This window comes from Rhizobacter sp. LjRoot28 (assembly GCF_964253025.1).
Lineage (GTDB): Bacteria > Pseudomonadota > Gammaproteobacteria > Burkholderiales > Burkholderiaceae_C > Rhizobacter.
On record NZ_CAXUQC020000001.1, the window covers coordinates 2,350,562 to 2,373,508 of the forward strand.

The window sequence follows — 22,947 nt, forward strand, 5'->3', positions numbered from 1 at the left end:
ATCGACACAAGAAGACGGCCCCCGCTCACACAGGGCGAGTCGGGGGCCGTGCTGCTGCCACGGCGAGCCGAGGCAGCAGGGTGGGAGTCGCTTCGCTCAGTCGCGGTCGCGCTTGCTGCCGTTGCGGGCGACACCAAACCGCGTGCCGTTTCCAGGCGGCGCGCAGGTGAAGGTGATCGCGGCGTTGTCGGCGGCCGCATCGGACAGCAACGTGGTCAGGTTGACCGCGGCCTCGGTGGTCTTGTTCGGCACGAACTGGTCGGTGCTTCGGTTGTGCACCCAGCCCTTGGCGACCCCGCCGACGACGCCCTTGGCCACCACCTCGCACTCGACGCGCGGGCTCGTCACCTTGCCGCGGGTGATGAGCAGGTTCAGGCGGTTGCGCACATCGGCCTGCGCGGCATTGGCAGGCGTGACGGTCACCTGCTGACCCACCACCGGGTTCATCTCCGAGTTCATCGCCAGCACGAACTGCTCGACCTGCGCGCGTTGCGTGGCGCTCAGCGTGAAGACCGGCGCAGCGAGGAAGTCGGCCACCGTGCCGGAAGCGCCCGCATTGTCGAAGCCGAAGCCGCGGATCTGGTCACCCAGGTTCGGCACGCCGGCGATCTGCGTGTTGTCCGCGAACATGCCGACCTTGGTGTACATGTTGCGCAGGTGCGGGATCTTCATGTCCTCGTCAACGCCGCCACCTTCGATGGCCAGCGTGCCATCCGTGCCGAAGCGGTTCTGGCCAGCATTCACCACGTGACAGCCGTTGCAGGTGGTCAGCGTGTCGGAGGTGATGGTGTTGTAGATGTTCTGGCCAGCGGCCTGCGCCGAGGTCAGCGACAGGTCGAGGTTCAGGATGGGACTGGGCGGGTACGTCAACTGCAAGGCGTAGTTGGTGAACGCGGCCATGTCGGCGTCCGACAGCTCCGTCGCATTGCCGAGCAAGTCGGTGAAGGCGACGTTGAAGTCCTGGAACGCCTGCTGCTCGATGGTCTCGCCCGTCGAGCGGCTCTGGCCCGTGCGGTCCCCACGCCAGTGCATCGGACCGTTGCCCTTGAGGCCGCGCAGGCTCTGGGTCGTCATCGGGCCCTTCATCGGATGCAGGTTGGTGTTGCGGCCCAGGCGGGGGATGTTCACGTTGTAGGCGCCCGGGTTCTGCACGCGCCGGCCATCCGGGTTGCCCAGGTCCCACGCGAGGTGGTCGAGGTCGCCGAAGATGTGGCAGCCCGAGCAGGACGAATCACCGCGGCTCGAGGTGAGTGCTGCATCGAACAGGAACTTGCGGCCATTCACGACCGAGGCGGGCTCGGGGTTGAACATCTTGACGTGGGCCTGCTCGGTGAAGGTCTGCGTGTTGACGACCGACACGCCGTTGTCGCCGCGCGTCGTCACGAAGGCCAGGTTGCGGGCCGGGTCGAGGATGACGCCCGTGGGCAAGCCGCCGGTGAGCGCGAGTTGGCTGCTGGCCGAAGGGGTGAACGAGTTGCCTTCGAGCTGAGCGGTGCTGAACCGGCCGAGCTTGTTGCTGCCCATGGCCGCCACGTACATCGTGCCACCGTCCGGCGTCACCGCCATCTCGAGCGGCGTGGCCAGCGCCGCCGCCTTTTCGGCCGCGGTCCCCAGCGAGGACGAGTAGTTGATGTGCTTGTTCAGGTGCCGCGGCGAGGCGGTGGTCCCGTCGATCACGGTGATCCGGCTCTCGACGAAGTGGCCTCGCACAGTGGTGGAGCGGCTCCCCGGCCCTTCGAAGCGCGTCAGGTTCAGCGCCTCGAGGTTGCTCACGTACAGCTTGCCGGACTGCGGGTTCACTGCGATGTTGAACAAGGTGGTGCCCACGCCTGTCACGCGGGTCGACGTGACCGTCGGCGTGGTGCCGCTGGTGTCGATCGTGAAGACGTCGTAGTCGGGCAGATTGAGCTTCACCCGCGAGTTCCAAACGCGCGGCGCCGTGCCGGTGCGCGGGTCGCCGCCGTCCACCCAATCACCCGCCGCATTCTTCTGGACGATGAGACCGGTTTGCGGTTGCGTGGTGCCGTCGGCCGCCGTGGTGGGCGGCGGCTTGGCGATGCCGCCCTCACCGATGTCGTCGGTCAGCCCGGTGGTGCGGTTGCCGGAGTTGAAGACGGCTGCGTACACGCGCGTGCCAGCGGCATTCCGGGCCAGGCCACGCAGGGTGTCGCCGAACATGTTGAGCACCGTGACCGGTGTGCCGCCGAGTGTCGTGCCCGGGGCGGTGGTGTTGAACACCCACACGTCCGCGCGGCCGACGCCTTCGGTCGTCAGCTGCGGATCGAACTTGGCATTCTGGCCGCGGTGGGCGGCGGTGATGAAGGCCCACTTGTTGCCGGTGCCGGCAAAGACGATGTCGCGCGGCTCGTCACCGACAAGCAGCGTGTTGACCACCCGCGCCGGGCTGACCGACACGTCGACGACGCTGACGCTGTCCGACAGGTGGTTCACGACCCACAGTTGGTTGTCATTGGCCAGCGCTACGGACACCGGCTCCAGGCCCACCGGGATGGACTCCGTGAGGACCGGCGTGCCGGACGCCGTGTTGTAGACCTCGACCCGGTTGTCGGGCGTATTCACCACGAACAGCCGCAGCCCGTTGCTCGACAGCGCCATCGGACGCACGTGGCCGCTCTCGAAGGTGACGAAGTCGCCCACCGGCGGCGTGCTGCCGGGGTTCCCCGTCGGCCCGCCCGTCCCGTCCACGGACACCGCATTGACGGTGTACGACTCGGTGGAGCTGCTCGCGTTGACGCGGAAGCGAAGGCGGACGTTGGCCTGGCCCCACGCCGAAGCGGGCAACGCGTAGCTGATGCGTGCGTTGCTGGTGACTCGGGTGGACTCGAGCTGGCTGAACGTGCCCCCGTTGACCGAGAACTCCGCAATGCCGCCCTCACCCAGGTCCAGGCCCGCGGTGAAGCGGTCGAACGCCACGGTGACGGCGGTGAAACCCACCGTGCTGATGGGCGCCGAGGTGATGGCGCCATCGGTGCTGAGCGCGGCCGCCGTCATGCGCGCGCCGGCCGAGCTCGTGGCGACGGTGCCCGCCGACGTGAAGCTGCCGAGGCCGCTCGAGAAATTCTGTTGAAAGATGGTGGCGGCGTGGGCGGGTGCGCTGAACGCGCACAGCGTCAGTCCGGCGCACGAGATCATGCCGACGAGCCGCCTGATGGCGGCTCCTCTGGGGTGCTTCATGGTTTGTCTCCTCGTTGTCCTGCAACGTGTGTTGTGGGTGTCACTCGCGAGGCCGGGACGGGCCCGAGCTTGCGAGTGACTACCATGCGTTGCCGGCTGGGTCCGAGGAGGCCCCGTCCATGCCGCCAATCACTGGCGCCGCGATGGTTGCACCATCGTTCATTTCCAGCATTGGCGGATTTCCCTAGTCAGCGGAGCTACTCACGCTCACCGGGCTGTGCTAAGGAAACGTGAAACAGTTCACATCTGTCGGTCGATGACCAAGCGGACCGTGGACGTGCCCGGGGCGACGGGCTCGGTGGCCGCGCTCGTCAGGTCGCCCGCCTGAGGGATCGGCTGGCCGGAACGGGAGATGCGAGCCACGAGCACCACGGCGCGCGCTTTGGATACCGTGCGATCGGGCACCATGGCGAGGGAGTCGTCGAGGGTGAACTTGAGCGGCAGGTCGCCAGCGCGCTTGCGCAGCACGGCAAGCGGGACCCGCGAGCCGTCGTCCGGACGCGCGACGATGAAGAGCACGTCATCCGGCTTGAGCTGCGCCGCCAGTGCGGGCGCGAGCACCACTTCGCCCGAGACGGTCGCGCCGCCTGAAGCCTTGCTGGCGCTCGACTCGCCGGACGCGGTCGACGCCGAAGCCGACGCCGACGCATTGCTCGGCGTCGCCGCGCCCGGGGCGGTCGCTGCTGGCGCAGTGGCCGACATCGCCTCGCCACCCTGGCGACGTGCCTGGTCGATGTTGGCCTGCACCTGGCGCGACTCGTCCGACTCGGGCGGCAGCACCGCCAGCAAGCGTTCCCACTGCAGCACCGCACCCTGCATGTCGCCGCGTCGGTATGCCGAAGTGCCCATCAGCATGAGACCCATCGGGTTCTCGGGTTCGAGTGCGAGCGCACGGCGAACCATGTCCATGGGTTTGCCTTCGAGCTGGTCGCCGGAGGCGGCGGCCAGCACATCCGCATTCTCGATCAGCAGGTCGGCATGCTGGGCCACGAGCGGTGCTGCCCGCTCGAAGGCGGCGGCCGAGTCGGTGAAGCGCTCCATGGACCGGTAGGCGCGGGCCAGCAGCACCCAGCCCTCGAGGTTCTCCGGGGACTTCTCGAGGGTGGCAGCCAACCGCTCCACCGCCTTCAGGATGTGCTCGGGCGTGGCACCTTGCACCGGGGCATCGATGGCGCCGGTGTTGCCCACGCGGCTGTAAAGGCCTGCGGCGCCCAGCGGCACGAGCAGCATGAGCGCAATGGCGGTCCAGCGGCCGGCGCGCGGGTTTCCGGCCGAGGCCGCCACCGCTTCGGGCGCCGCCTCGACGTCCTGCAGCAGTCGGCGCTGCAGCTCGTCGCGGGATTCCTGGTAGCCCGCGGCGGTGAGCTGGCCGCGCGCCAGGTCGCGCTCGAGCTCCTGGAGCTGGTCGCGGTACACCTTGGAGTTCAGTTGCCTGATGCTGAGCGCGCCGCCACGGCGGCCACCCTTCCACAGGGGCCAGAGCAGGCGCAGCAGCACCACGAGCGTCAGGACGGCGGCAACGGCGAGAAAGGTGCTCATGAGCGAAGGTCCGGGGAATCGAGCAGTTGCTGGGCCTGGCGGCGTTCCGCCTCGGAGAGCCCAGGCTCGGCGTGCTCGACGCGGTCGCGCTGGCGACGGCGCAGGAACATCACGAGGAACAGCACCGCCGACAGCAGGAGCACGAACGGCCCGAACCAGAGCAACCAGGTGACGGGCTTGAGCGGCGGCTTGTAGAGGACGAAGTCACCGTAGCGGCTGACCAGGAACTCCCGGATCTCGGCGTCGGTGCGGCCCTCGCGGATCATCTTGCGGATCTCGCGCCTCAGGTCGTTGGCCAGATCGGCCCGGGACCCGGCCAGGGATTCGTTCTGGCACACGAGGCAGCGCACGTCCTCGGAAATCCGGAGCAGGCGCTGCTCGACCACGGGATCCTCGGCCGTCGGAACGGCCTCGGCCGCACGGGCGCCCGTTGTCGAGAACAATGCCAGGGACACGCCCAGCATGAAGACGCGCAGCAGCGCGCCGGCCGACCGGCTGCTCATTGCAGCTCCTTCACCAGCGGACGAATCGTCTGGTCCAGCACTTCGCGGGTGACGGGGCCGATCTGCTTGAAGCGGATCACCCCGGCCTTGTCGATGACGTAGGTCTCGGGCACGCCGTACACGCCGTAATCGATGCCCACGCGGCCATCCGCGTCGACCGCCGACAAGGCATAGGGATCACCGTGGCGCTGCAGCCATTGCTTGGCGTCCGGCGCCTGGTCCTTGTAATTCAGGCCGACGATGGGCAGGAGCTTGTCCTTGGAAAGTGCGACCAGCACCGGGTGCTCCTCGCGGCAGGCCACGCACCACGAGGCCCAGACGTTGAGCATCCACACCTGGCCGAGCATGTCCTTGGGGGTGAATCGTTGATCGCCCTCCAGGCGGGCCAGCTCGAAGGCCGGGGCCGGCTTGCCGATGAGGGGCGACGGCACCTCGCTCGGGTTGCGGTTCAGCCCGACCGCCAGGAAGCCGACCAGCACCACGAAGATGACGAGCGGCCACAGGAAGCGCTTCTTCATGCCGCGGCTCCCTGGGCTGCCAAGGCGGCAGAGCGCGCCTTGCCGAGGCGATAGCGGCGGTCGGCCGCGGCGAGGATGCCGCCCATGCCCATGAGCAGGCAGCCGCCCCAGATCCAGTCGACGAAGGGCTTGTGGTACACGCGCAGGCTCCAGGCCGCCTGGGTCCCGGCGCCGTCGAGCGCCTCGCCGAGGGCGACGTAGATGTCACCGGTGAGACTGGCGTCGATGGCGGCTTCGGTCATGGGCATGGTGGACGACAGGTACTTGCGCTTTTCGGGGTACAGGCTGCGCAGGACCTCGCCGTCGCGGGAGAGTTCCACCTCGCCGCGCTGGGCGATGTAGTTCGGCCCCGGCACCTCGCTCACGCCGAGCAGGCGGAAGGTGTAGCCGCTCACGGTGAGGGTGTCGCCGGGGGCCATGCGCACATCGCGCTCGGTCTGGTAGGCCGACACCATGGTGGCGCCGACGACGAACACGGCAATGCCGCAGTGCGCCAGGTGCATGCCCCAGAAGGACAACGGCGCACTCACGGTGCCGCGGCGGGTCTGCCGGAGGATGTGGACCACCGAGCTGCAGATGATCCAGGCGGCGATCAAGGCGCCCAGCGAAGCCAGCCAGGACCAGGCGCCCATGGAGAACGGCACGGCGACGGCCGCAAGCACCGACACGATGACCGCCGGCCTCAGCAGCTTGAGCATCTCGCGCCAGTCGGCGGCCTTCCAGCGGGCCAGCGGTCCGAAGGGCATGAGCATCAGCAGCGGCACCATCAACGGCCCGAAGACGCTGTTGAAGTACGGCGGGCCGACGGAGATCTTGCCGAGGTTGAGCGCGTCGACGATGAGCGGGTACAGGGTACCGAGCAGCACGCTGCCCGCGGCCGCCAGCAGCAGCACGTTGTTGAGCAGCAGCAGGGCCTCGCGGGAGACCACGGCGAAGTGCCCGCCCGTGGTCACCTTCGGGGCGCGCCAGGCAAAGAGCGCCAGCGAGCCACCCACCACCACGGTGAGGAAGCCGAGGATGAAGATGCCGCGCTTGGGGTCGGTCGCGAAGGCGTGCACCGACGTGAGAACGCCCGACCGGACCAGGAAGGTGCCGAGCAGCGAGAGTGAAAACGCGCTGATGGCCAGGACGATGGTCCAGTTCTTGAACGTGCCACGCTTCTCGGTCACCGCCAGCGAGTGGATGAGCGCGGTGCCGATCAGCCAGGGCATGAAGGAGGCGTTCTCGACCGGGTCCCAGAACCACCAACCGCCCCAGCCCAGTTCGTAATAGGCCCACCAGGAACCGAGGGCGATGCCGAAGGTGAGGAAGATCCAGGCAGCCGTGGTCCAGGGCCGCGACCAGCGCGCCCACGCGGCGTCCAGGCGCCCGGAAAGCAGCGCCGAGATGGCGAACGCGAAGGCCACCGAGAAGCCGACGTAGCCCATGTACAGCATGGGCGGGTGGAACACGAGGCCCGGATCCTGCAGCAGCGGGTTCAGGTCGCGTCCTTCGACCGGCGCCGGCATCAGGCGCGTGAACGGATTGGACGTGGTGAGGATGAACAGCAGAAAACCCACCGACAGCAGGCCGAGCACACCGAGCACCCGCGCCACCATCTCGTCGGGCAGTTGGCGCGAGAACGTGGCGACGCCCAGCGCCCACACGGCGCTCATCAGCATCCACAACAGCAGCGAACCCTCGTGGCCGCCCCACACCGCCGAGAAGCGGTACATGTCTGGCAGGCGGGTGTTCGAATGCTGAGCGACATACAGCACCGAGAAGTCGTTGACCAGGAAGGCATGGGCCAGGCAGCCGAACGACACCGCGATCAGCAGGAAAACCAGCTGAGCGGACGGCCGCGCCAGCCCGATCCATTCGGCTCGCCCGCGATGGGCGCCGAGCAGTGGCAACACGCCCTGGACGAGCGACACGAGCAGCGCCAGCACCAGCGCGAAATGACCGATCTCGGGGATCATGGCTTGAGCGTCCTGGCGGTCTTTTGCGCGGCGTCCACCGCATGCTGCGCCTCGGGGGGCATGTAGTTCTCGTCGTGCTTGGCGAGGACTTCGCTTGCGACGAAGAGCCCGCTCGCGTCGAGTCGACCCTGGGCCACCACGCCCTTGGTCTCACGGAAGAGGTCGGGCAGGATGCCGGTGTAGGTGACGGCGGTTTCGCGCGCGGTGTCGGTGACGACGAACTGAACCGTGAGGTCCTGGCGCTTGACGCTGCCCTCCTTCACCATGCCGCCGATGCGGAAGGTGCGGTCCTTGGGGGCTTCACCCGCGGCAATCTGCGAAGGGGTGAAGAAGAACACCAGGTTGCTCTGGAAGGCATTGAGCACCAGGGCGGTCGCGATGCCGAGGCTCGCAACGCCACCGACGATGAGCGCCAGGCGCTTGTGACGAGGTTTCATGACAGCGAATCCTCCGCTTGTTGACGGGAGGCCGAGCGCAAGGCCCTGGCGCGTCGCACGCGCAAGAGCCAGGCCTCGACCAGAAGGGCCCCGGCGGTCACGCCGAAACTGCCCCATACGTAGGTGGCGTAGCCCCCCATGGAGAGGAACTCACCGAGACTGTGCCACTGCATCTTTGACCCACTCCGCATGCCGTTCGCGTTCGAGAATGATGCTGCGCACCCGGGACAGGGTCGCAGCCACCGCGTACATCCAGCACGCCATCACCATCAGCAGCATGCCCCAGAGCATGAGGCTGGCCATTGACGGAGATCGTGTCACGGACACGGAGGCGCCCTGGTGAAGCGTATTCCACCACTTGACCGAGAAATAGATGATCGGCACGTTCACCACCCCGACCAGCGCCAGCAGCGCACCGGCGCGGTCGGCTCGCCGGGGATCGTCGATGGCGGCCTGGAGCGCCAGGAAGCCGAGGTACAGGAAGAACAGGATCAGCGTGGAGGTGAGCCGCGCGTCCCACACCCACCAGGCGCCCCACATGGGCTTGCCCCAGAGCGCGCCGGTCCATAGCGACAGGAACGCGAACAGGGCGCCGGTCGGGGCCATGGCCGAGGCCATCATGCTGGCCAGCCGCGCGTTGAACACCAGGCCCACTGCGGCCCAGCCCGCCATCACGACGTAGATGAACATCGCCATCCAGGCGGTGGGCACGTGAATGAAGATGATGCGGTAGCCCTCGCCCTGCTGGGCATCCGTGGGCGCGACGAAGAAGGACACCCACAGTCCCACGGCCGCGAACCCCAGCGCGAGGACCGCGAACAGTGTCCACAGCCGGGCGGCCAGAGGATAGAAGCTCTGGGGCGAGGCATACCTGAACCAGTTGATCTTCGTTTTGTTCGTCATTCGTGGGCCCGTGGGGCGGTGGAACGTCCTGGACCGCGCACTGTACCGGCGGCGGCCCGCCAGATCAGTGGGTGGAAACGCTGGGGATGCACCTTATAGCAGGCGCAGCGGCTGACCCAGGCTATTCGAGGGAAATTCGCAGGGCGGCGGTGGTGGCCCAGGGCGCAAAAAAGGCGCCGAGCACGAACATCGCGCCCAGCAGCAACAAGTGGCCCGAGGCATCGAGGCCCGCGGCATCCGCTTCAACTGCACCGGCACCGAAGATGAGCACCGGCACGTACAGGGGCAGGATGAGCAGCGCTAGCAGCACACCGCCGCCACGCACGCCCAGGGTGAGTGCGGCGCCGACGCTGCCGACGAGGCTCAACACCGGCGTTCCAAGCAGCAGCGAGGCGGTGAGCAGCATCAACCCACGGCCGTCGAGGTTGAACTGCAGTCCGAGCACCGGGCCGACCAGCACCAGGGGAAGACCGGCCAGCAGCCAGTGACCGAGTGTCTTGGCCACCACGGTGACGTAGAGCGGGGTCGGCGACAGCAGCATCTGCTCCAGGCTGCCGTCGGCGTGGTCGCTGGCAAACATGCGCTGCAAGGACAACACGGCCGCGAGCAAGGCCCCGACCCACAGGATGCCCGGGGCGATTCGCTGCAGCAAGGCGGTTTCCGGGCCGATGGCCAAGGGGAACAGGCTCGCCACGATGACGAAGAAGACGAGCGACATGAGCACGTCGCTCTTCTGCCGCATGGCGATGCGCAGGTCGCGCTGGAGGACGGTGGTGAAGACGGACAGGTCGCCGGCGTTTCGGGGTTCGGTCATCGGGTCAGCTCCAGCATCTGGCCAGGCTGGCCCGGAATGTCGACGGGCTGATGGCTGGTCAGGACCGCCAGACCACCACGCGCGAGGTGCTCGGCGATCAGGCCGGACAGGAGTTGCAGGGCCTGGCCGTCGATGGCGACGAAGGGTTCGTCCAGGACCCACACGGTGGCGCGGCTGAGGACCAGCCGCGCGAGCGCGGCGCGGCGCTTCTGGCCTTGCGAGAGGAATCGCGTCGGGAGGTCGAGCCGGTTGCCCAGGCCGATGCGCTGCAGGGCCTCGGCCAGCGCAGTGTCGTCCGGACGCTGTCCCCCGAGCGCACACGCCACCCGCAGGTTCTCGCGGGCGCTGAGCATGCCTTGAAGGCCGCTGTCGTGGCCGATGTAGAGCAGCTCTCGACGCCAGCTGTCGCCGAGCGCCGCGATGGGCTGGCCGTCCCAGCGGATTTCGCCGCGGGCCGCAGGCGCCAGGCCGCACAGCATGCGCAACAGGCTGGTCTTGCCGATGCCGTTGGCCCCGGCAACGTGCAGCCAGGCGCCACGGGCAAGTGAGCAGTGCACGCCCCGGAAGAGGAGGCGTTCACCTTTGGAGCAGGCGAGGTCGTGAAGGATGAGCATGGCGGCCTGGATTCTGCAACACGGCGCGAAGGCACCGTGGCAGAGCCGCCCGAGGCTCAGTCCTCTGCCCGGGCCTTCACTCGTCGGCTTCGGCGTCGATGGCCAGGTCGAAGTCGTTGAAGTTCGCCGTCGGACGGGCAATCAGCGGCTTGTCCAGCGGGCGGCACACCCGGCGCTGAAGCCGCTCGAGCCGGTGGGAGCGCTCCATGGCCTGGAAGACTTCTGCCGGGTTCAGCATGAGGGCGAACGGGTTGGCGATGATCTCTTCGGTCTGCATGTGAATTCTCCGGTGAAGAAGGAAAAGTCGATGCATGGACTGTAGGGATCAGGCGGGGCCGCGATAAGTCGTCCCGTCGCCATGGCGCGTGTCAGAAGCGCACTGACAGAGCGGCGGCCGCGGATGTCAGCGCCACCCGCCGGGGCCCGGCGCGCAGCCCCCGCGCCGCGCGGTCAGCGGCGGTCGGCCACCGGAAACAAGCGCTCGAAATTCTCGGACGTTGCTTCGGCGACCGCCTCAACCGCCAGGCCCTTGAGCTCGGCGATCTGCCGCGCCACGAACGGCACGTAGGAGGGGTTGTTGGTCTTGCCCCGGTAGGGCACCGGGGCAAGGTAGGGGCTGTCGGTCTCGATCAGGCAGCGATCGAGGGGCACCCAGGCGGCCACCTCGCGCAGGTCGGCGGCGTTCTTGAAGGTCAGGATGCCCGAGAACGAGATGTAGAAGCCGAGGTCGAGGGCCGCCCGGGCGACCTCCATGGACTCCGTGAAGCAATGGAACACTCCGGCCTCGGCCCCCTCCTCGCCCAACAGCCGCACCGTATCGTCCGAGGCGCTGCGAGTGTGGATGATGAGCGGCAGTCCGGTCGCCCGGGAAGCCCGGATGTGCACCCGGAACCGCTCCCGCTGCCACTCCATGTCGGCCACCGAGCGGCCGTCGAGGCGGTAGTAGTCGAGGCCGGTCTCACCGATGGCGACCACCCGCGGGCGCGCGGCCAAGTCGACAAGCGTGGCGACATCGGGTTCGCGGACGTCCTCGTTGTCCGGATGGACCCCGACGGAGGCCCAGAAGTTGTCATGGGCGGCGGCGAGCCCCTGGACCTCATCGAACTCCTCGAGCGTCGTGCAGATGCACAGGGCGCGGTCGACCTGCGCCTCGGCCATGGCCGCGCGGATTTCGGGAAGGCGCGCCTTCAGCTCGGGAAAGGCGAGGTGGCAATGGGAATCGACGAACATCGGCAGCAACGCGGCGCAGGGCCGCTGCGCCGGTGAGTCAGAGGGTCTGGGTGGGCTTGGCCGAGGCCACGGAGGTGCCCAGGATCTCTTCGATCTTCGCACGCAGCAGGCGCGTCTTCTCGTCGCCGGGGAATCGCACCCCGACACCCTGGGTGCGGCCGCCGGAGGCGTTGGCCGGCGTGATCCAGGCGACCTTGCCCGCCACCGGATAGCGCTGGGGGTCGTCGGGCAGGGACAGCAGCAGGTAGATGTCCTCGCCCAGGCGATAGTCGCGCGTGGTGGGAACGAACAGGCCGCCGTCGGTGAAGGCCGGGATGTACGCCGCGTAGAGCGCCCCCTTCTCGCGGAAGACGAGCTGGATCACGCTCGGCCGCGGCGAATTGGCCACGGCGGCCAACGGGCTGCCCAGCGGGCGGGGGGAGGCGGTAGGGTCGCTCATGACGTTGAGTGTACTTAAAGCCGAGGGGCTGCTGGCACGGGCTGTGCCGACTTCACGCCGCGGCCGGCACAAGCGCACGCTTGGCCTGCAGCACCAGGGATTCGACCATCAGCGGACCGCTCCAGGGGTGCTCCGCATGTCGCAGGGTGGTGCCCAGTTCTCGAGACCATGCGTTGAGCGCCGCCACCGAGCCGGGCCTGGGGAGCGATGCGGCAGGGAAATAGCGGGGGGAGGCGCCGCAGGCCACGCAGAGCGCGTCGTGGCAAAGCTTGTGCAAGGCGTCGAGAAGCCGCGGCAGCGGCCAGGTCGCCAGGGTGCCGGCGTCGCCCTGTGCCACCTGGCGGGGCAGCCGGGTCCAGGCGACGGCATCCAACCCGTCCCGTGACCACGCCAGCGCCTCCAGCGGTTGTCCGCCGGCTGCGGCCAGCAATACCTCCGGTTGGGCCACCTGCTGGCTGGCAAGCCAGGTTCGCGCCAGTTCGGGGTCCGGCAAGGCGAGGGGCACGGCCTGGCAGCGGCTGCGAATCGTGGGCAACAAATCCTGTGGCGCCCCGCAACTGAGGATGAAGCGCGCCTCGCCGGGCGGCTCCTCGAGTGTCTTGAGCAAGGTGTTGCTCGCAATGACGTTCATCCGCTCCGCCGGGTGCACGAGCACGACCTTGCCGCGCCCGCGTGCCGAGGTGGTCTGCGCGAAGAGCACCGCCGCACGGATCGCCTCGACCTTGAGCTCCTTGCTGGGCTTGGCCTTGGAGGCCTTGTCGGAGGCGGCTTCGTCGCCCTGCCATCCGAGCGCCTCCGCGAGCGCTTCGGGCACCAGCACCAGCAGGTCGGGATGGGCTCGCGCCTGAACCAGGTGGCAGGCGGCACACCGGCCGCAAGCCGCATCGGCGCCGGGCGATTCGCAGAGCCAACTCTGGGCGAGCGACAGCGCCAGTTCGAACTGGCCTATGCCTTGCGGACCATGCACCAGCAGCGCGTGGCCGTGCTGGGTGCGCAGCGCCCGGGCCAGCGGACCGGCCAACCATGGCAACGGCAGCGCGCCGTCGGGGCCTACCATCCTCGTGCCTCCAAGCGGGCCGCCAGTTCGGCCCACACCGCTTCGCGCGTGCCCGATGCGTCGATGCGCATGAAGCGCGCCGGATGCTGCTCACAGCGCGCCTGGTAGCCGGCACGAACCCGTTCGAAGAATGCCGTCTCCTGCTGCTCGAAGCGGTCGGGCGACCGGGCGGCGGCACGACGCTCCGCCGCCACCGCAGCTGGGAGGTCGAACCAGACGGTGAGTTCGGGTTGCAGGCCTTCCTGCACCCACTGCTCGAGCGTGGCGAGCACGTGCGGGTCGAACCCCCTGCCCCCGCCCTGGTAAGCGAAGGTGGCATCAGTGAACCGGTCGCACAGCACCGTGTGGCCCGCGGCCAGCGCGGGCTGCACGACCTGCCGCAGATGGTCGCGGCGCGCGGCGAACACGAGGAGCGCCTCGGTCAGCGGGTCCATGGCCGTGTGGAGCAGTTGTTCACGCAGCGATTCCGCGAGCGGGGTTCCACCGGGTTCGCGCGTCAGCACGACATGCTGGCCATGGTCGCGCCATCGCTGGGCCAGCGCGTCGATGTGAGTCGACTTGCCGGCCCCGTCAATGCCTTCGAAGGTGATGAATCGTCCCGCCACGTGAGTCTCCGGTCAGCGCTGGTACTGGTTCACGGCGCGGTTGTGGTCGGCGAGGTTGTCGCTGAACTGGCTGGTCCCGTTGCCCCTTGCGACGAAGTACAGGGCCTTGGTCCGCTCCGGCCGGACGGCTGCGAGCAATGCGGCCTTGCCCGGCATGGCGATCGGGGTGGGCGGCAGGCCCGCCCGCATGTAGCTGTTGTAGGGGCCGTCCGTGACGAGATCGCGCCGGCGCAGGTTGCCATCGAAGGACTCACCGAGGCCGTAGATGACGGTCGGGTCGGTCTGCAAGGGCATGCCGATGCGAAGGCGGTTCACGAACACACCAGCCACGAGGCCACGCTCGGCGGCCGCCCCGGTTTCCTTCTCGACGATGGACGCCAGCACCAGCGCTTCGTCCATCGACTTGATCGGCGTATCAGACGCGCGCTCGGCCCAGGCGGCCTCAAGCTGGCGCTGCATGGTGCGGTGGGCCCGCTTGAGCACGATGAGATCGCTCGCGCCCTTGCTGTAGGCGTAGGTATCGGGATAGAAGCGCCCTTCGGCACGCTGGCCGGGTGCCCCGATGGCGGTCATGAGCTGGGCCTCGGACATGCCCGCGGTCGCCTGCTTCAGGTGCGGCGCTCGGGCCAGCTCGGCACGGAACTGCCGGAAGGTCCAGCCATCGATGAGCCGAACCGTGGCAAGGACCTCGTCGCCGCGCACCATCTTCGCCAGCAGCGCGCGTGGCGTCGTGCCCCGGCCGATCTGATAGCTGCCGGCCCTGATCTTGTTCGCCTGCCCGGACCAGCGGAACCACTCGTACAGCAGGAAGGCATTCGACTGCACGCCGGCCTGCGACCACAGGTTGGCCACCTTGCGCGGCGACGTGCCGGGCTCGATCGAGACTTCGACGGAGTCGGCCGCCAGAGCAAGCGGCGCCTGCAGCCACCAGACGGCGCCACCGACGAGTGCGGCGGCAACAAGAACGAGCAGGACAAGGCAGCGGCGCAGGAACTTCAAGGAGGCAATCGACTGGTCGTCGGGGGCCAAGCCCCCAGGCCCGGGACGGGGTGGAAGGCATGATCATAATCGGCACATGACCAGCCACTTCACCCTCGACGGCGCCGCGCCCCTCGACCACCTGGGCGTCATCCGCGCCAGCGGCCCCGACGCCGCCACCTTCCTGCACGGGCAACTCACCAACGACCTGGCCCTCCTCGACACGCAGCGCGCCCGGTTGGCGGGCTACTGCTCCCCGAAGGGCCGGCTGCTCGCCAGCTTCGTGCTGTGGAAGAACTCGCCGGACGAGGTGATGCTCCTGTGCAGCGCCGACGTGCTGCCGGCCACGCTCAAGCGGCTTTCAATGTTCGTGCTGCGCGCGAAGTGCAAGTTGAGCGACGCCACACCGGATGTGCAGCTGCGTGGGTTGGCCGGGCCCAGCGCCTCGACCTGGCTCGCCGACGCGGCGCCGCAAACGATCTGGGGCCGCACGGAACGCGATGGCGCAAGCGTGGTGCGTCTGCCCGACGTTGCAGGCGCGACCCGCTACCTGTGGGTGGCGCCCGCAGGTGTCGCGACGCCCGAGCTCCCGCCGCTGTCCACGGCAGCCTGGCGCTGGGGCGAAGTGCAGAGCGGCATCGCGGTGATCGAGGCCCCCACGGTCGACCAGTTCGTGCCTCAGATGCTCAACTACGAGTTGCTGGGCGGCGTCGATTTCAAGAAGGGCTGCTACCCCGGCCAGGAGGTCGTGGCGCGCAGCCAGTACCGCGGCACCATCAAGCGGCGGACATACCTGTTCCTTGCCGGCGCGCCCGTCCGCCCTGGACAGGAGATCTTCCACAGCGCCGACCCGGGCCAGCCGGCCGGCATGGTGGTCAATGCCGCTGCCCTGCCCGACCCGGCCGGCGGGAGCGCCCTGCTGGCCGAGATGAAGTTGGCCGCGATGGGCGACGGCAGCCTGCACCTGGGCGCCGCCGATGGACCGATGCTGTCCGCCACGGACATGCCTTACGAGGTGACGACCGAAGCGGCGGACTGATCCGGCTTCGAAATCCATCGCGTTGCCGCGGAGCCTGGGGGCGGCCAGGTCGGCGGCCCCGAGCGCCTTGAGGCGAACGTCATCCCGCCCGCGGATGCACCCGACTGTCTTCGGCGGACGCCCCCCAAACCCGGGGGCGCCACGGCCAGCACTCCACTGACCGTGGACTGGTTCACGGATCGGTGCGGTGAACCGGCCTTGGCACCCCACGAATGCGCGGCTTCGAAATTGTGTCGCATCCTGCACACTCCGCCCCCATCCGCCACTCCGAGCCGTACTTCGTGAGCCCAACCCAGCGCTGTTTCGCCAACGACGTCCGACCTGAACTGTTCGACCGGGAACCGTTTCTCTTCACCCACCAGCTGCTCGGCCATCCGGCGCTCTCGATGGAGAACCTGGGGCGGATGATCCCGGCGCTGCCGGAGCGGCAGGTGCACTACTCGAGCGGTCGGCTGCAGACCAGCGACAACTTCGAGCGCGCCCAAGAGGAACATGGCAACGGCATGTGCATCGAGGAGACGATCGCGACGCTGCGCACGTCGAACTCCTACATCATGATCCGCGAGCCTCAGGAGGACGAGTCCTTCCATCCGCTGTTTCGCGAGCTGGTCGAGGACGTCAACGGCGTGCTGGGTCGCCGCGACGGCGGCCGAGCGCATGAGCCCAAGATGTACCTCTTCCTGTCGTCCCCGAACAGCGTCACGCCGTTCCACATCGACCGCGCGACGAACTTCCTGATGCAGTTCCAGGGGAGCAAGGAGATCTCCGTCTTTCCGCAATGGGATCCGCGCGTGATGACGGTCGTCGAACGCGAGAGCCATGTATCGCGTGGCCGCCACCGTCCGCTGTGGCGGCCCGAGACCCAGGCGCTGGCGACCACGTTCCAGTTCAAGCCGGGCGATGCACTCCACATCCCTTTCATCGCCGGCCACCACGTCCGCAACGGGCCGGAGGACGTGTCGATCTCCCTGTCGCTGTTCTTCCAGACCGACGAGACCCGCCTGCTGACCGACGCGATGGTGTTCAACCACCATCTCCGCGAGCGCCTGAAGCTGCAGCCTGCCGGCGTGGGAACGGCGCGTTGGCGCGACGGCTTGAAGGCCGGCGCCTGGCGGACGGGGCGCAGCGTGGCCCACGCACTGCGGCGCACAGCCTGAAGCCACTGCCCGGGCCGGGAGACCCGCACCGTGACGAGTTGCACGGGTGGCGGCGACAATGCGGCGCGCCGGCAAATAAGCCGGTGATCCGCGTTGATAGTTCACATCCCCGGGTGCCCGCCATGACCGCCGCGCGAGAGTTGTTCATCTACTATCGAGCGAAGCCTGCCGACGCGTCCGCGTTGCAGGCGCAGGTGCTCGCGTTTCAGCAGCGTCTCGCGGCCCTTCATCCTGGCCTCGTCACGCGACTGCTGCGCCGCCCTGAAACGGTTGATGGATGGCAGACCTGGATGGAAACCTACGCCCGGCCCGCGCACCCTGAAGGGGTGTCCGAGGCGATCGAACAAGACATCGCACGCCTGGCCGCGACGGCCGGCGCGTTGACGGGCGCCGCCCGCCATGTGGAGGTGTTCCGCGCATGTGCCTCGTGACCCTCGCGATCGACCAGTCGCGGCGTTTCCCGCTGGTCATCGCAACGAACCGTGATGAGTTCTTCAACCGCCCGGCCGCGCGCTTGTCGTGGTGGTCGCCGGGACCGGGCCTGCCCGACATCCTGGGCGGCCGTGATCTCGAAGCCGGCGGCACCTGGCTCGGGCTGACCGCGGCGGGCCGCCTCGCCCTCGTCACCAACGTGCGAGCACCCGCCGCACGCCGGGACCCCGATGCACCGTCGCGCGGCGAGATCGTCCAGCGCTGGCTTGCGGGTGACGACGCAACCGATCGCTTCTGGATGCGCACCGCCCTGAGTGGCTACAACGGGTTCAATCTGATCGCGGCCGACTTCCAGCGCGGCGACTGCTTCTTCGCCAGCAACCAGCACACGCATCCGTCCCGGCTGGAGCGCGGCCTGTACGGCCTGTCCAACGGCACGCTTGACAGCCCCTGGCCCAAGGTGACGCAGCTGAAAGAAGCGACGCTCGAAGCCCTGACCGGCAGCGAGACGGTGGATGCGCTGGCGGGCCGGCTCTTCGAGGCACTCGCCGACCGCTCCGTCTTTCCCGACGAGGAGCTGCCCAGCACCGGCGTGCCGCTGGACTGGGAACGGACCTTGTCGTCCACCTTCATCCGCACGGCGGACCAGGCCTATGGCACGCGCTGCTCCACCCTGGTCATCACCGAACGCGTGAACAAGCGGCTGGTGACGCACGTGCTGGAGCGCACCTTCACGCCCGCCGGTGGCATGGCTTTGCTGCGCCGCTCGCTCCTCAAGGATTGGCCGCCCCGCTACACCGAGGCACCACCGGTGAACGCAAGCGCCCAGGAAGCCGTGCTCGAGACGACCGACGAAGCGCAGACCCTCGAGATGCCGCTGCGGCGCACTCGCGTGCGCACGCTGCTCAAGCCCGACCCGACCCGGCGGCGACGCGCCGCCTGATCAAAGGGCGCACACCATCTCGACGTGCGGAATGCCGACTTCGTCGAAGACGGATCCGCGGGTGATGAAGCCGGTCCGCATGTAGAACGGCGCCGCCGACAACTGGGCGTGCAGCACGGCCTCCCGGTAGCCGCGTTCGCGAGCGGCCTTCATGAGGGCGTCCAGCACGCCGCGCCCCACCCCGCTGCCCCGCATCGCCTGGGTGACCGCCATGCGCCCGATCTTCGCGACACCGGGCACGTGCTCCAGGAGCCGGCCGGTCGCGAGCGGCGCGCCGAAATGGTTGTACGCCACCGCATGCACGCAGGCGGCATCGGCGTCATCCCATTCCATCTCGGCCGGGATGCCTTGCTCCTCGATGAAGACCTTCGAGCGGATCGCCCGGGCATCCTCGCCGAGCTCGGCCCATTCGCCAACCCGCACCGTGGTCATCGGTCGGCCCGCTTCGAAGTTCTGGAGCAACTCGCGCAACTGTTGCGGCACGGGCAGAGGCGCCTGGGCCGCAGGGTCGGCGAACACGTACACCAGTTCGCCCGTGACCAGCGGTTCATCCTGCCGGAACACCGCCGCATTGAAGACCATCGACGAGTTGCCGATGCGGCCGCAGCGCACGCCGATGTCCAGCACGTCGTCGAACCGGGCCGAACCCTGGTACTCGAGCGTGGACTTGCGCACGAAGAGGTCACCGCCCAGGTACTTGAGCGTGTCTTCGTACGGCGCCGCCATGGCGCGCCAGTAGCCTGAGACCGCGGTGTCGATGTACATCAGGTAGTGGCCGTTGAAGACGACCTTCTGCATGTCGACCTCGGCCCATCGGACCCTCAGTCGCTCGGAAAATCGGAAATCGCTTCGCTTCATGGTGTCTCGAAAGCCCGTTGCAATGCGCCGGCTGCAATCGCCTGCGCCGTAGAGGCCTCGCGCAAGGCGCGGCCCATCTTGATGAAGTCGTGGGTCACGCCGCGGTGGATGTCCAGCTCGACCGGCACGCCGGCCATGCGCAGCCGGTCTGCGTAGGCGACGCCTTCATCCACGAGTGGATCACATTCCGCGAGCACGAGGCACGCCGGCGCAACACCCTCCACGTCCTCGGCCTCCAGGGGCGCGAATCGCCAGTCGCTGCGGGCTGCGGGTGCAATGTAGTTGGCAAAGAACCAGTCGATGGTCGGTGCGTCGAGCAGGAAGCCGCGGGCGAACTCGCGGCGCGACGGGAATGCGGGACCGGTTGCGGTGCCTGGCGTGATGAGCAGCTGCAGGCGCAGGGGCAGGCCCGCGTCGCGCGCCAGGAGAGCGGAAACGGCGGCCAAGGTGCCACCAGCGCTGTCGCCGCCGACGGCTAGGCGGCTCGCGTCAAGACCGAGCGCTGCCCCGCCTCGGTCGGCCAGCCAACGCAGGGCCAGCCAGCTGTCGTCCACCGCCGCGGGAAACGGGTGCTCGGGTGCGAGGCGATAGTCGAGTGACACCACGGCCGCACCGCTGCGGTGGGCGAGTTGGCGGCACAGGCTGTCGTGCGTCTCGATGCTGCCGATCGTGAAGCCCCCGCCATGGAGGTAAAGGAGCACGGGGAGCCTGGCGAGGGACGGTGCGTACAAGCGGGCGCGAAGCATGGCACCGTCGCCGCCGGGAACGTCGACGTCCTCGATGCGGGCAAGGGGCGCGCGAGGCAGATCGAGCACCTCGGCGCCACGCGCATAGATCGCCCGGGCCTCGGCCACGGACAAGGTGTGGAAGGGAGGCTGGCCGGCGCGCTGGATGCGGTCGAGCAGACCTCGCATGGTGGAGGTCAGGGGATCGGGGCGGGAGGCGGGAGGCACAGGGTTCTGCTGGGGCTGCAGCTGACGTGAGGCAGAGCATACTTGCTGTTCCATTCCCTGCTGATGCAAGCCATGGCCACCATTCTTTACCTGACCCAGATCCAGCTCGATTTCGGTGCGATCCGCCTGCTGCCCGAGGAGTGCGAGCGGGCCGGCATCCGCCGACCGCTGGTCGTGACGGACCGCGGTGTGCGGGCGGCCGGCGTGCTCGAACCGGCCCTGCGCGCGCTCGGCGCCCTGCCCCACGCCGTGTTCGACGACACACCGTCCAACCCGACGGAAGCCGCCGTCCGCGCGGCGGTGGAGGTCTACCGCGCGCACGGCTGCGACGGACTGGTGGCCGTCGGGGGTGGCTCCAGCATGGACCTGGCCAAGGGCGTGGCCATCGCGGCCACGCATCCCGGGCCGCTCAAGACATACGCGACCATCGAAGGTGGTAGCCCGCGGATCACCGATGCGGTGGCACCGGTCATCGCCGTGCCGACCACGGCCGGCACCGGCAGCGAAGTGGCCCGAGGTGCCATCGTCATCGTCGACGATGGTCGCAAGCTCGGATTCCACAACTGGCTGCTGATGCCGCGCGCCGCCATCTGCGACCCGGAACTGACGCTCGGCCTGCCGCCCTCGCTCACGGCGGCGACGGGCATGGATGCGCTGGCCCACTGCCTGGAGACCTTCATGTCGGCCGCGGCCAATCCGCCGGCCGATGGCATCGCCCTCGACGGCCTGGAACGGGGCTGGGCCCACATCGAACGCGCCACCCGTGACGGCCAGGACCGCGAGGCCCGGTGGAACATGATGAGCGCCAGCCTGCAAGGCGCCCTCGCTTTTCAGAAAGGTCTCGGGTGCGTGCATTCGCTCAGCCACAGCCTGGGCGGCGTCGACCCTCGGCTGCACCACGGCACGCTCAACGCCGTCTTCCTGCCGGCCGTCATTCGCTTCAACGCGCCAGCCGAGTCGATGGTGAAGGAGCGCCGACTCCAGCGCATCGCGCGCGCGATCGGACTCGACTCCTGCGACGCGGCGGGGCACGCCGTCGCTGAAGCCATCCAGTCATTGAACGCCCGGCTCGGCTTGCCGACCGGCCTGGCGGAGATGGGGGTGACGCCCGGCGTGTTCGAACGCGTGATCGATGGCGCGATGGCCGACCACTGCCACAAGACCAATCCACGCCTGGCCAGCCGTGACGACTACCGCGAGATGCTGGCCGCGTCGATGTGACTCGGCGGCGCGCCCATGAAAAAGGCCCGGCGGCTGTTGCCCCGGGCCCTGTCTCCTCGCACGCGCGGCCTGTCGACCGCGCGGTCCCTCGTGAGGATCAGTGGTTGTCGAAGAACTGTTCGTCTTCGGTCGAACCCTTCAGTGCAGCGGTGGACGCGTCGCGCTCGATCGTCGTCGTCACGGCATCGAAGTAACCCGTGCCCACTTCGCGCTGGTGCTTGACGGCGGTGAAGCCCTTCTCGGCAGCGGCGAATTCCTTTTCCTGCAGCTCGACGAACGCGCTCATGTTGTTGCGAGCGTAGCCGTAGGCCAGATCGAACATCGAGTAGTTCAGGCTGTGGAAGCCGGCCAGCGTGATGAACTGGTACTTGTAACCCATGGCGCCCAGCTCGCGCTGGAACTTGGCGATCGTGGCGTCGTCGAGGTTCTTCTTCCAGTTGAACGACGGCGAGCAGTTGTACGACAGCAGCTTGCCCGGGAACTTGGCGTGGATCGCGTCGGCGAACGCCTTGGCGAATGCCAGGTCCGGCTTGCCGGTTTCGCACCAGATCAGGTCGGCATACGGTGCGTAGGCCAGGCCGCGGCTGATGGCTTGCTCGAGGCCGTTGCGGGTGCGGAAGAAGCCTTCGACAGTGCGCTCGCCCGTCAGGAACGGCTTGTCGTTGTCGTCCACGTCGGTGGTGACGAGGTCACCGGCTTCTGCGTCGGTACGGGCCAGCAGCACGGTCGGCACGCCGGACACGTCGGCTGCCAGACGGGCAGCGACGAGCTTGGCAACGGCTTCACGCGTCGGCACCAGCACCTTGCCGCCCATGTGGCCGCACTTCTTGGCCGAGGCAAGTTGGTCTTCGAAGTGGACGCCAGCGGCGCCGGCGTCGATCATCGACTTCATCAGTTCGAAGGCGTTCAGCACGCCGCCGAAGCCGGCTTCCGCGTCGGCGACGATGGGGGCGAAGTAGTCGATGTCGTTCTTGCCTTCGGACCACTGGATCTGGTCAGCACGGGCGAAGGTGGCATTGATGCGCTTGACGACCTTGGGCACCGAGTCCACCGAGTACAGGGACTGGTCCGGGTACATCTCGCCATTGCTGTTGGCGTCGCCTGCAACTTGCCAGCCGGACAGGTAGATGGCCTTCAGGCCGGCCTTGACTTGCTGCATGGCCTGGTTGCCGGTCAGGGCGCCGAGCGAGTTGACGAAGGGCTCGGTGTTGATCAGGTTCCAGAGCTTTTCAGCGCCGCGCTTGGCCAGCGTGTGCTCGACTTGGAGAGAACCGCGCAGGCGAACCACGTCGGCGGCGGTGTAGCCGCGCTTGATGCCCTTCCAGCGGGGATTTTCGGCCCAGTCTTTTTCGAGGGCAGCGATTTGTTGTTCGCGAGTCAGATTCGTCATGAAGACCTCCAGAGGTGGCAAAGACAGATGAAGAGCAATCCAGTGCCTCAAGCATAGAGAAGATGCAGGGAAGACGGAAGACTTATGTCTTATATAAGACCATAAGCAACTATGAGCAAAAACAATGACTTAGAAGAATGTTTTCTGTATGCGAAATGCGAACT

At 68.2% G+C, this 22,947-nt stretch carries 24 protein-coding genes; 5 read left to right on the forward strand and 19 right to left on the reverse strand.

What is annotated here, in order from left to right; translation table 11 throughout:
- Positions 1 to 96 precede the first annotated feature (96 nt).
- From ACSQ2F_RS10835 to mltG, 16 genes are all read right to left on the reverse strand, one after another.
- Positions 97 to 3,195, reverse strand: coding sequence for a YncE family protein (locus tag ACSQ2F_RS10835; protein ID WP_436022601.1), 3,099 nt, complete (start codon positions 3,193 to 3,195; stop codon positions 97 to 99).
- A gap of 240 nt (positions 3,196 to 3,435) precedes the next feature.
- Positions 3,436 to 4,734 carry a c-type cytochrome biogenesis protein CcmI gene (ccmI, locus tag ACSQ2F_RS10840; RefSeq protein ID WP_436022603.1) on the reverse strand — a complete coding sequence of 433 codons (1,299 nt, stop codon included), beginning with the start codon at positions 4,732 to 4,734 and terminating at the stop codon, positions 3,436 to 3,438.
- Positions 4,731 to 5,237 carry a cytochrome c-type biogenesis protein gene (locus ACSQ2F_RS10845; protein ID WP_436022605.1) on the reverse strand — a complete coding sequence of 169 codons (507 nt, stop codon included), beginning with the start codon at positions 5,235 to 5,237 and terminating at the stop codon, positions 4,731 to 4,733. Before ACSQ2F_RS10845 ends, ccmI begins: the two co-directional genes overlap by 4 nt.
- Positions 5,234 to 5,755 (reverse strand): DsbE family thiol:disulfide interchange protein, encoded by a 522-nt coding sequence (locus tag ACSQ2F_RS10850; protein WP_436022607.1) that lies wholly within the window; start codon positions 5,753 to 5,755, stop codon positions 5,234 to 5,236. The genes ACSQ2F_RS10845 and ACSQ2F_RS10850 overlap by 4 nt, the downstream gene beginning before the upstream one ends.
- A complete protein-coding gene (locus tag ACSQ2F_RS10855; protein ID WP_436022609.1) occupies positions 5,752 to 7,713 on the reverse strand; it encodes a heme lyase CcmF/NrfE family subunit in 1,962 nt (653 codons plus the stop codon). Before ACSQ2F_RS10855 ends, ACSQ2F_RS10850 begins: the two co-directional genes overlap by 4 nt.
- Complete coding sequence (gene ccmE, locus ACSQ2F_RS10860) at positions 7,710 to 8,150, reverse strand: cytochrome c maturation protein CcmE (RefSeq protein ID WP_436022611.1); 441 nt, start codon at positions 8,148 to 8,150, stop codon at positions 7,710 to 7,712. The genes ACSQ2F_RS10855 and ccmE overlap by 4 nt, the downstream gene beginning before the upstream one ends.
- Positions 8,147 to 8,323 carry a heme exporter protein CcmD gene (gene ccmD / locus ACSQ2F_RS10865; RefSeq protein ID WP_436022613.1) on the reverse strand — a complete coding sequence of 59 codons (177 nt, stop codon included), beginning with the start codon at positions 8,321 to 8,323 and terminating at the stop codon, positions 8,147 to 8,149. The genes ccmE and ccmD overlap by 4 nt, the downstream gene beginning before the upstream one ends.
- Complete coding sequence (gene ccmC, locus ACSQ2F_RS10870) at positions 8,301 to 9,053, reverse strand: heme ABC transporter permease CcmC (protein WP_436022615.1); 753 nt, start codon at positions 9,051 to 9,053, stop codon at positions 8,301 to 8,303. Before ccmC ends, ccmD begins: the two co-directional genes overlap by 23 nt.
- Positions 9,054 to 9,174: 121 nt before the next feature.
- Entirely contained in the window at positions 9,175 to 9,867 is a 693-nt protein-coding gene (ccmB, locus tag ACSQ2F_RS10875; protein WP_436022617.1) for a heme exporter protein CcmB, read from the reverse strand.
- Positions 9,864 to 10,481, reverse strand: coding sequence for a cytochrome c biogenesis heme-transporting ATPase CcmA (gene ccmA / locus ACSQ2F_RS10880; protein ID WP_436022619.1), 618 nt, complete (start codon positions 10,479 to 10,481; stop codon positions 9,864 to 9,866). The genes ccmB and ccmA overlap by 4 nt, the downstream gene beginning before the upstream one ends.
- Before the next feature lie 76 nt (positions 10,482 to 10,557).
- On the reverse strand, positions 10,558 to 10,758 hold the full coding sequence (locus ACSQ2F_RS10885) for a hypothetical protein (RefSeq protein ID WP_436022621.1): 201 nt from the start codon (positions 10,756 to 10,758) through the stop codon (positions 10,558 to 10,560).
- Positions 10,759 to 10,931: 173 nt separating this feature from the next.
- On the reverse strand, positions 10,932 to 11,711 hold the full coding sequence (locus tag ACSQ2F_RS10890) for a TatD family hydrolase (RefSeq protein ID WP_436022623.1): 780 nt from the start codon (positions 11,709 to 11,711) through the stop codon (positions 10,932 to 10,934).
- Positions 11,712 to 11,748: 37 nt separating this feature from the next.
- Entirely contained in the window at positions 11,749 to 12,150 is a 402-nt protein-coding gene (locus tag ACSQ2F_RS10895; RefSeq protein ID WP_436022625.1) for a PilZ domain-containing protein, read from the reverse strand.
- A 52-nt stretch (positions 12,151 to 12,202) separates the two neighbouring features.
- Positions 12,203 to 13,207, reverse strand: a complete 1,005-nt coding sequence (gene holB / locus ACSQ2F_RS10900; protein ID WP_436022627.1) for a DNA polymerase III subunit delta' — start codon at positions 13,205 to 13,207, stop codon at positions 12,203 to 12,205.
- Positions 13,201 to 13,812, reverse strand: coding sequence for a dTMP kinase (gene tmk, locus ACSQ2F_RS10905; protein ID WP_436022629.1), 612 nt, complete (start codon positions 13,810 to 13,812; stop codon positions 13,201 to 13,203). The genes holB and tmk overlap by 7 nt, the downstream gene beginning before the upstream one ends.
- 12 nt (positions 13,813 to 13,824) lie before the next feature.
- Complete coding sequence (gene mltG / locus ACSQ2F_RS10910) at positions 13,825 to 14,811, reverse strand: endolytic transglycosylase MltG (protein WP_436022631.1); 987 nt, start codon at positions 14,809 to 14,811, stop codon at positions 13,825 to 13,827.
- A gap of 76 nt (positions 14,812 to 14,887) precedes the next feature.
- Here mltG and ygfZ point away from each other — a divergent pair, with 76 nt between their 5' ends.
- The 4 genes from ygfZ to ACSQ2F_RS10930 all read left to right on the forward strand — a co-directional run bounded on the left by ygfZ (position 14,888) and on the right by ACSQ2F_RS10930 (position 18,361).
- Positions 14,888 to 15,829: a CAF17-like 4Fe-4S cluster assembly/insertion protein YgfZ gene (ygfZ, locus tag ACSQ2F_RS10915; RefSeq protein ID WP_436022633.1), complete on the forward strand. Its 942-nt coding sequence runs from the start codon at positions 14,888 to 14,890 to the stop codon at positions 15,827 to 15,829.
- 281 nt (positions 15,830 to 16,110) lie between these two features.
- Complete coding sequence (locus ACSQ2F_RS10920) at positions 16,111 to 16,986, forward strand: cupin-like domain-containing protein (protein ID WP_436022635.1); 876 nt, start codon at positions 16,111 to 16,113, stop codon at positions 16,984 to 16,986.
- Positions 16,987 to 17,108: 122 nt separating this feature from the next.
- Entirely contained in the window at positions 17,109 to 17,417 is a 309-nt protein-coding gene (locus tag ACSQ2F_RS10925) for a DUF4936 family protein (protein WP_436022637.1), read from the forward strand.
- Positions 17,405 to 18,361, forward strand: a complete 957-nt coding sequence (locus ACSQ2F_RS10930; protein ID WP_436022639.1) for an NRDE family protein — start codon at positions 17,405 to 17,407, stop codon at positions 18,359 to 18,361. Before ACSQ2F_RS10925 ends, ACSQ2F_RS10930 begins: the two co-directional genes overlap by 13 nt.
- Here ACSQ2F_RS10930 and ACSQ2F_RS10935 read toward each other — a convergent pair whose 3' ends face one another.
- Both ACSQ2F_RS10935 and ACSQ2F_RS10940 read right to left on the reverse strand, forming a co-directional pair.
- A complete protein-coding gene (locus ACSQ2F_RS10935; protein ID WP_436022641.1) occupies positions 18,362 to 19,219 on the reverse strand; it encodes a YbgC/FadM family acyl-CoA thioesterase in 858 nt (285 codons plus the stop codon). It lies immediately after the preceding gene.
- Positions 19,216 to 20,133: an alpha/beta hydrolase gene (locus ACSQ2F_RS10940; RefSeq protein WP_436022643.1), complete on the reverse strand. Its 918-nt coding sequence runs from the start codon at positions 20,131 to 20,133 to the stop codon at positions 19,216 to 19,218. Before ACSQ2F_RS10940 ends, ACSQ2F_RS10935 begins: the two co-directional genes overlap by 4 nt.
- Before the next feature lie 111 nt (positions 20,134 to 20,244).
- Here ACSQ2F_RS10940 and ACSQ2F_RS10945 point away from each other — a divergent pair, with 111 nt between their 5' ends.
- Positions 20,245 to 21,393 carry an iron-containing alcohol dehydrogenase gene (locus ACSQ2F_RS10945; protein WP_436022645.1) on the forward strand — a complete coding sequence of 383 codons (1,149 nt, stop codon included), beginning with the start codon at positions 20,245 to 20,247 and terminating at the stop codon, positions 21,391 to 21,393.
- Between the two features lie 97 nt (positions 21,394 to 21,490).
- Here the strand turns inward: ACSQ2F_RS10945 and aceA are convergent, their stop codons facing one another.
- Positions 21,491 to 22,783 (reverse strand): isocitrate lyase, encoded by a 1,293-nt coding sequence (gene aceA / locus ACSQ2F_RS10950; protein ID WP_436022647.1) that lies wholly within the window; start codon positions 22,781 to 22,783, stop codon positions 21,491 to 21,493.
- Positions 22,784 to 22,947 lie beyond the last annotated feature (164 nt).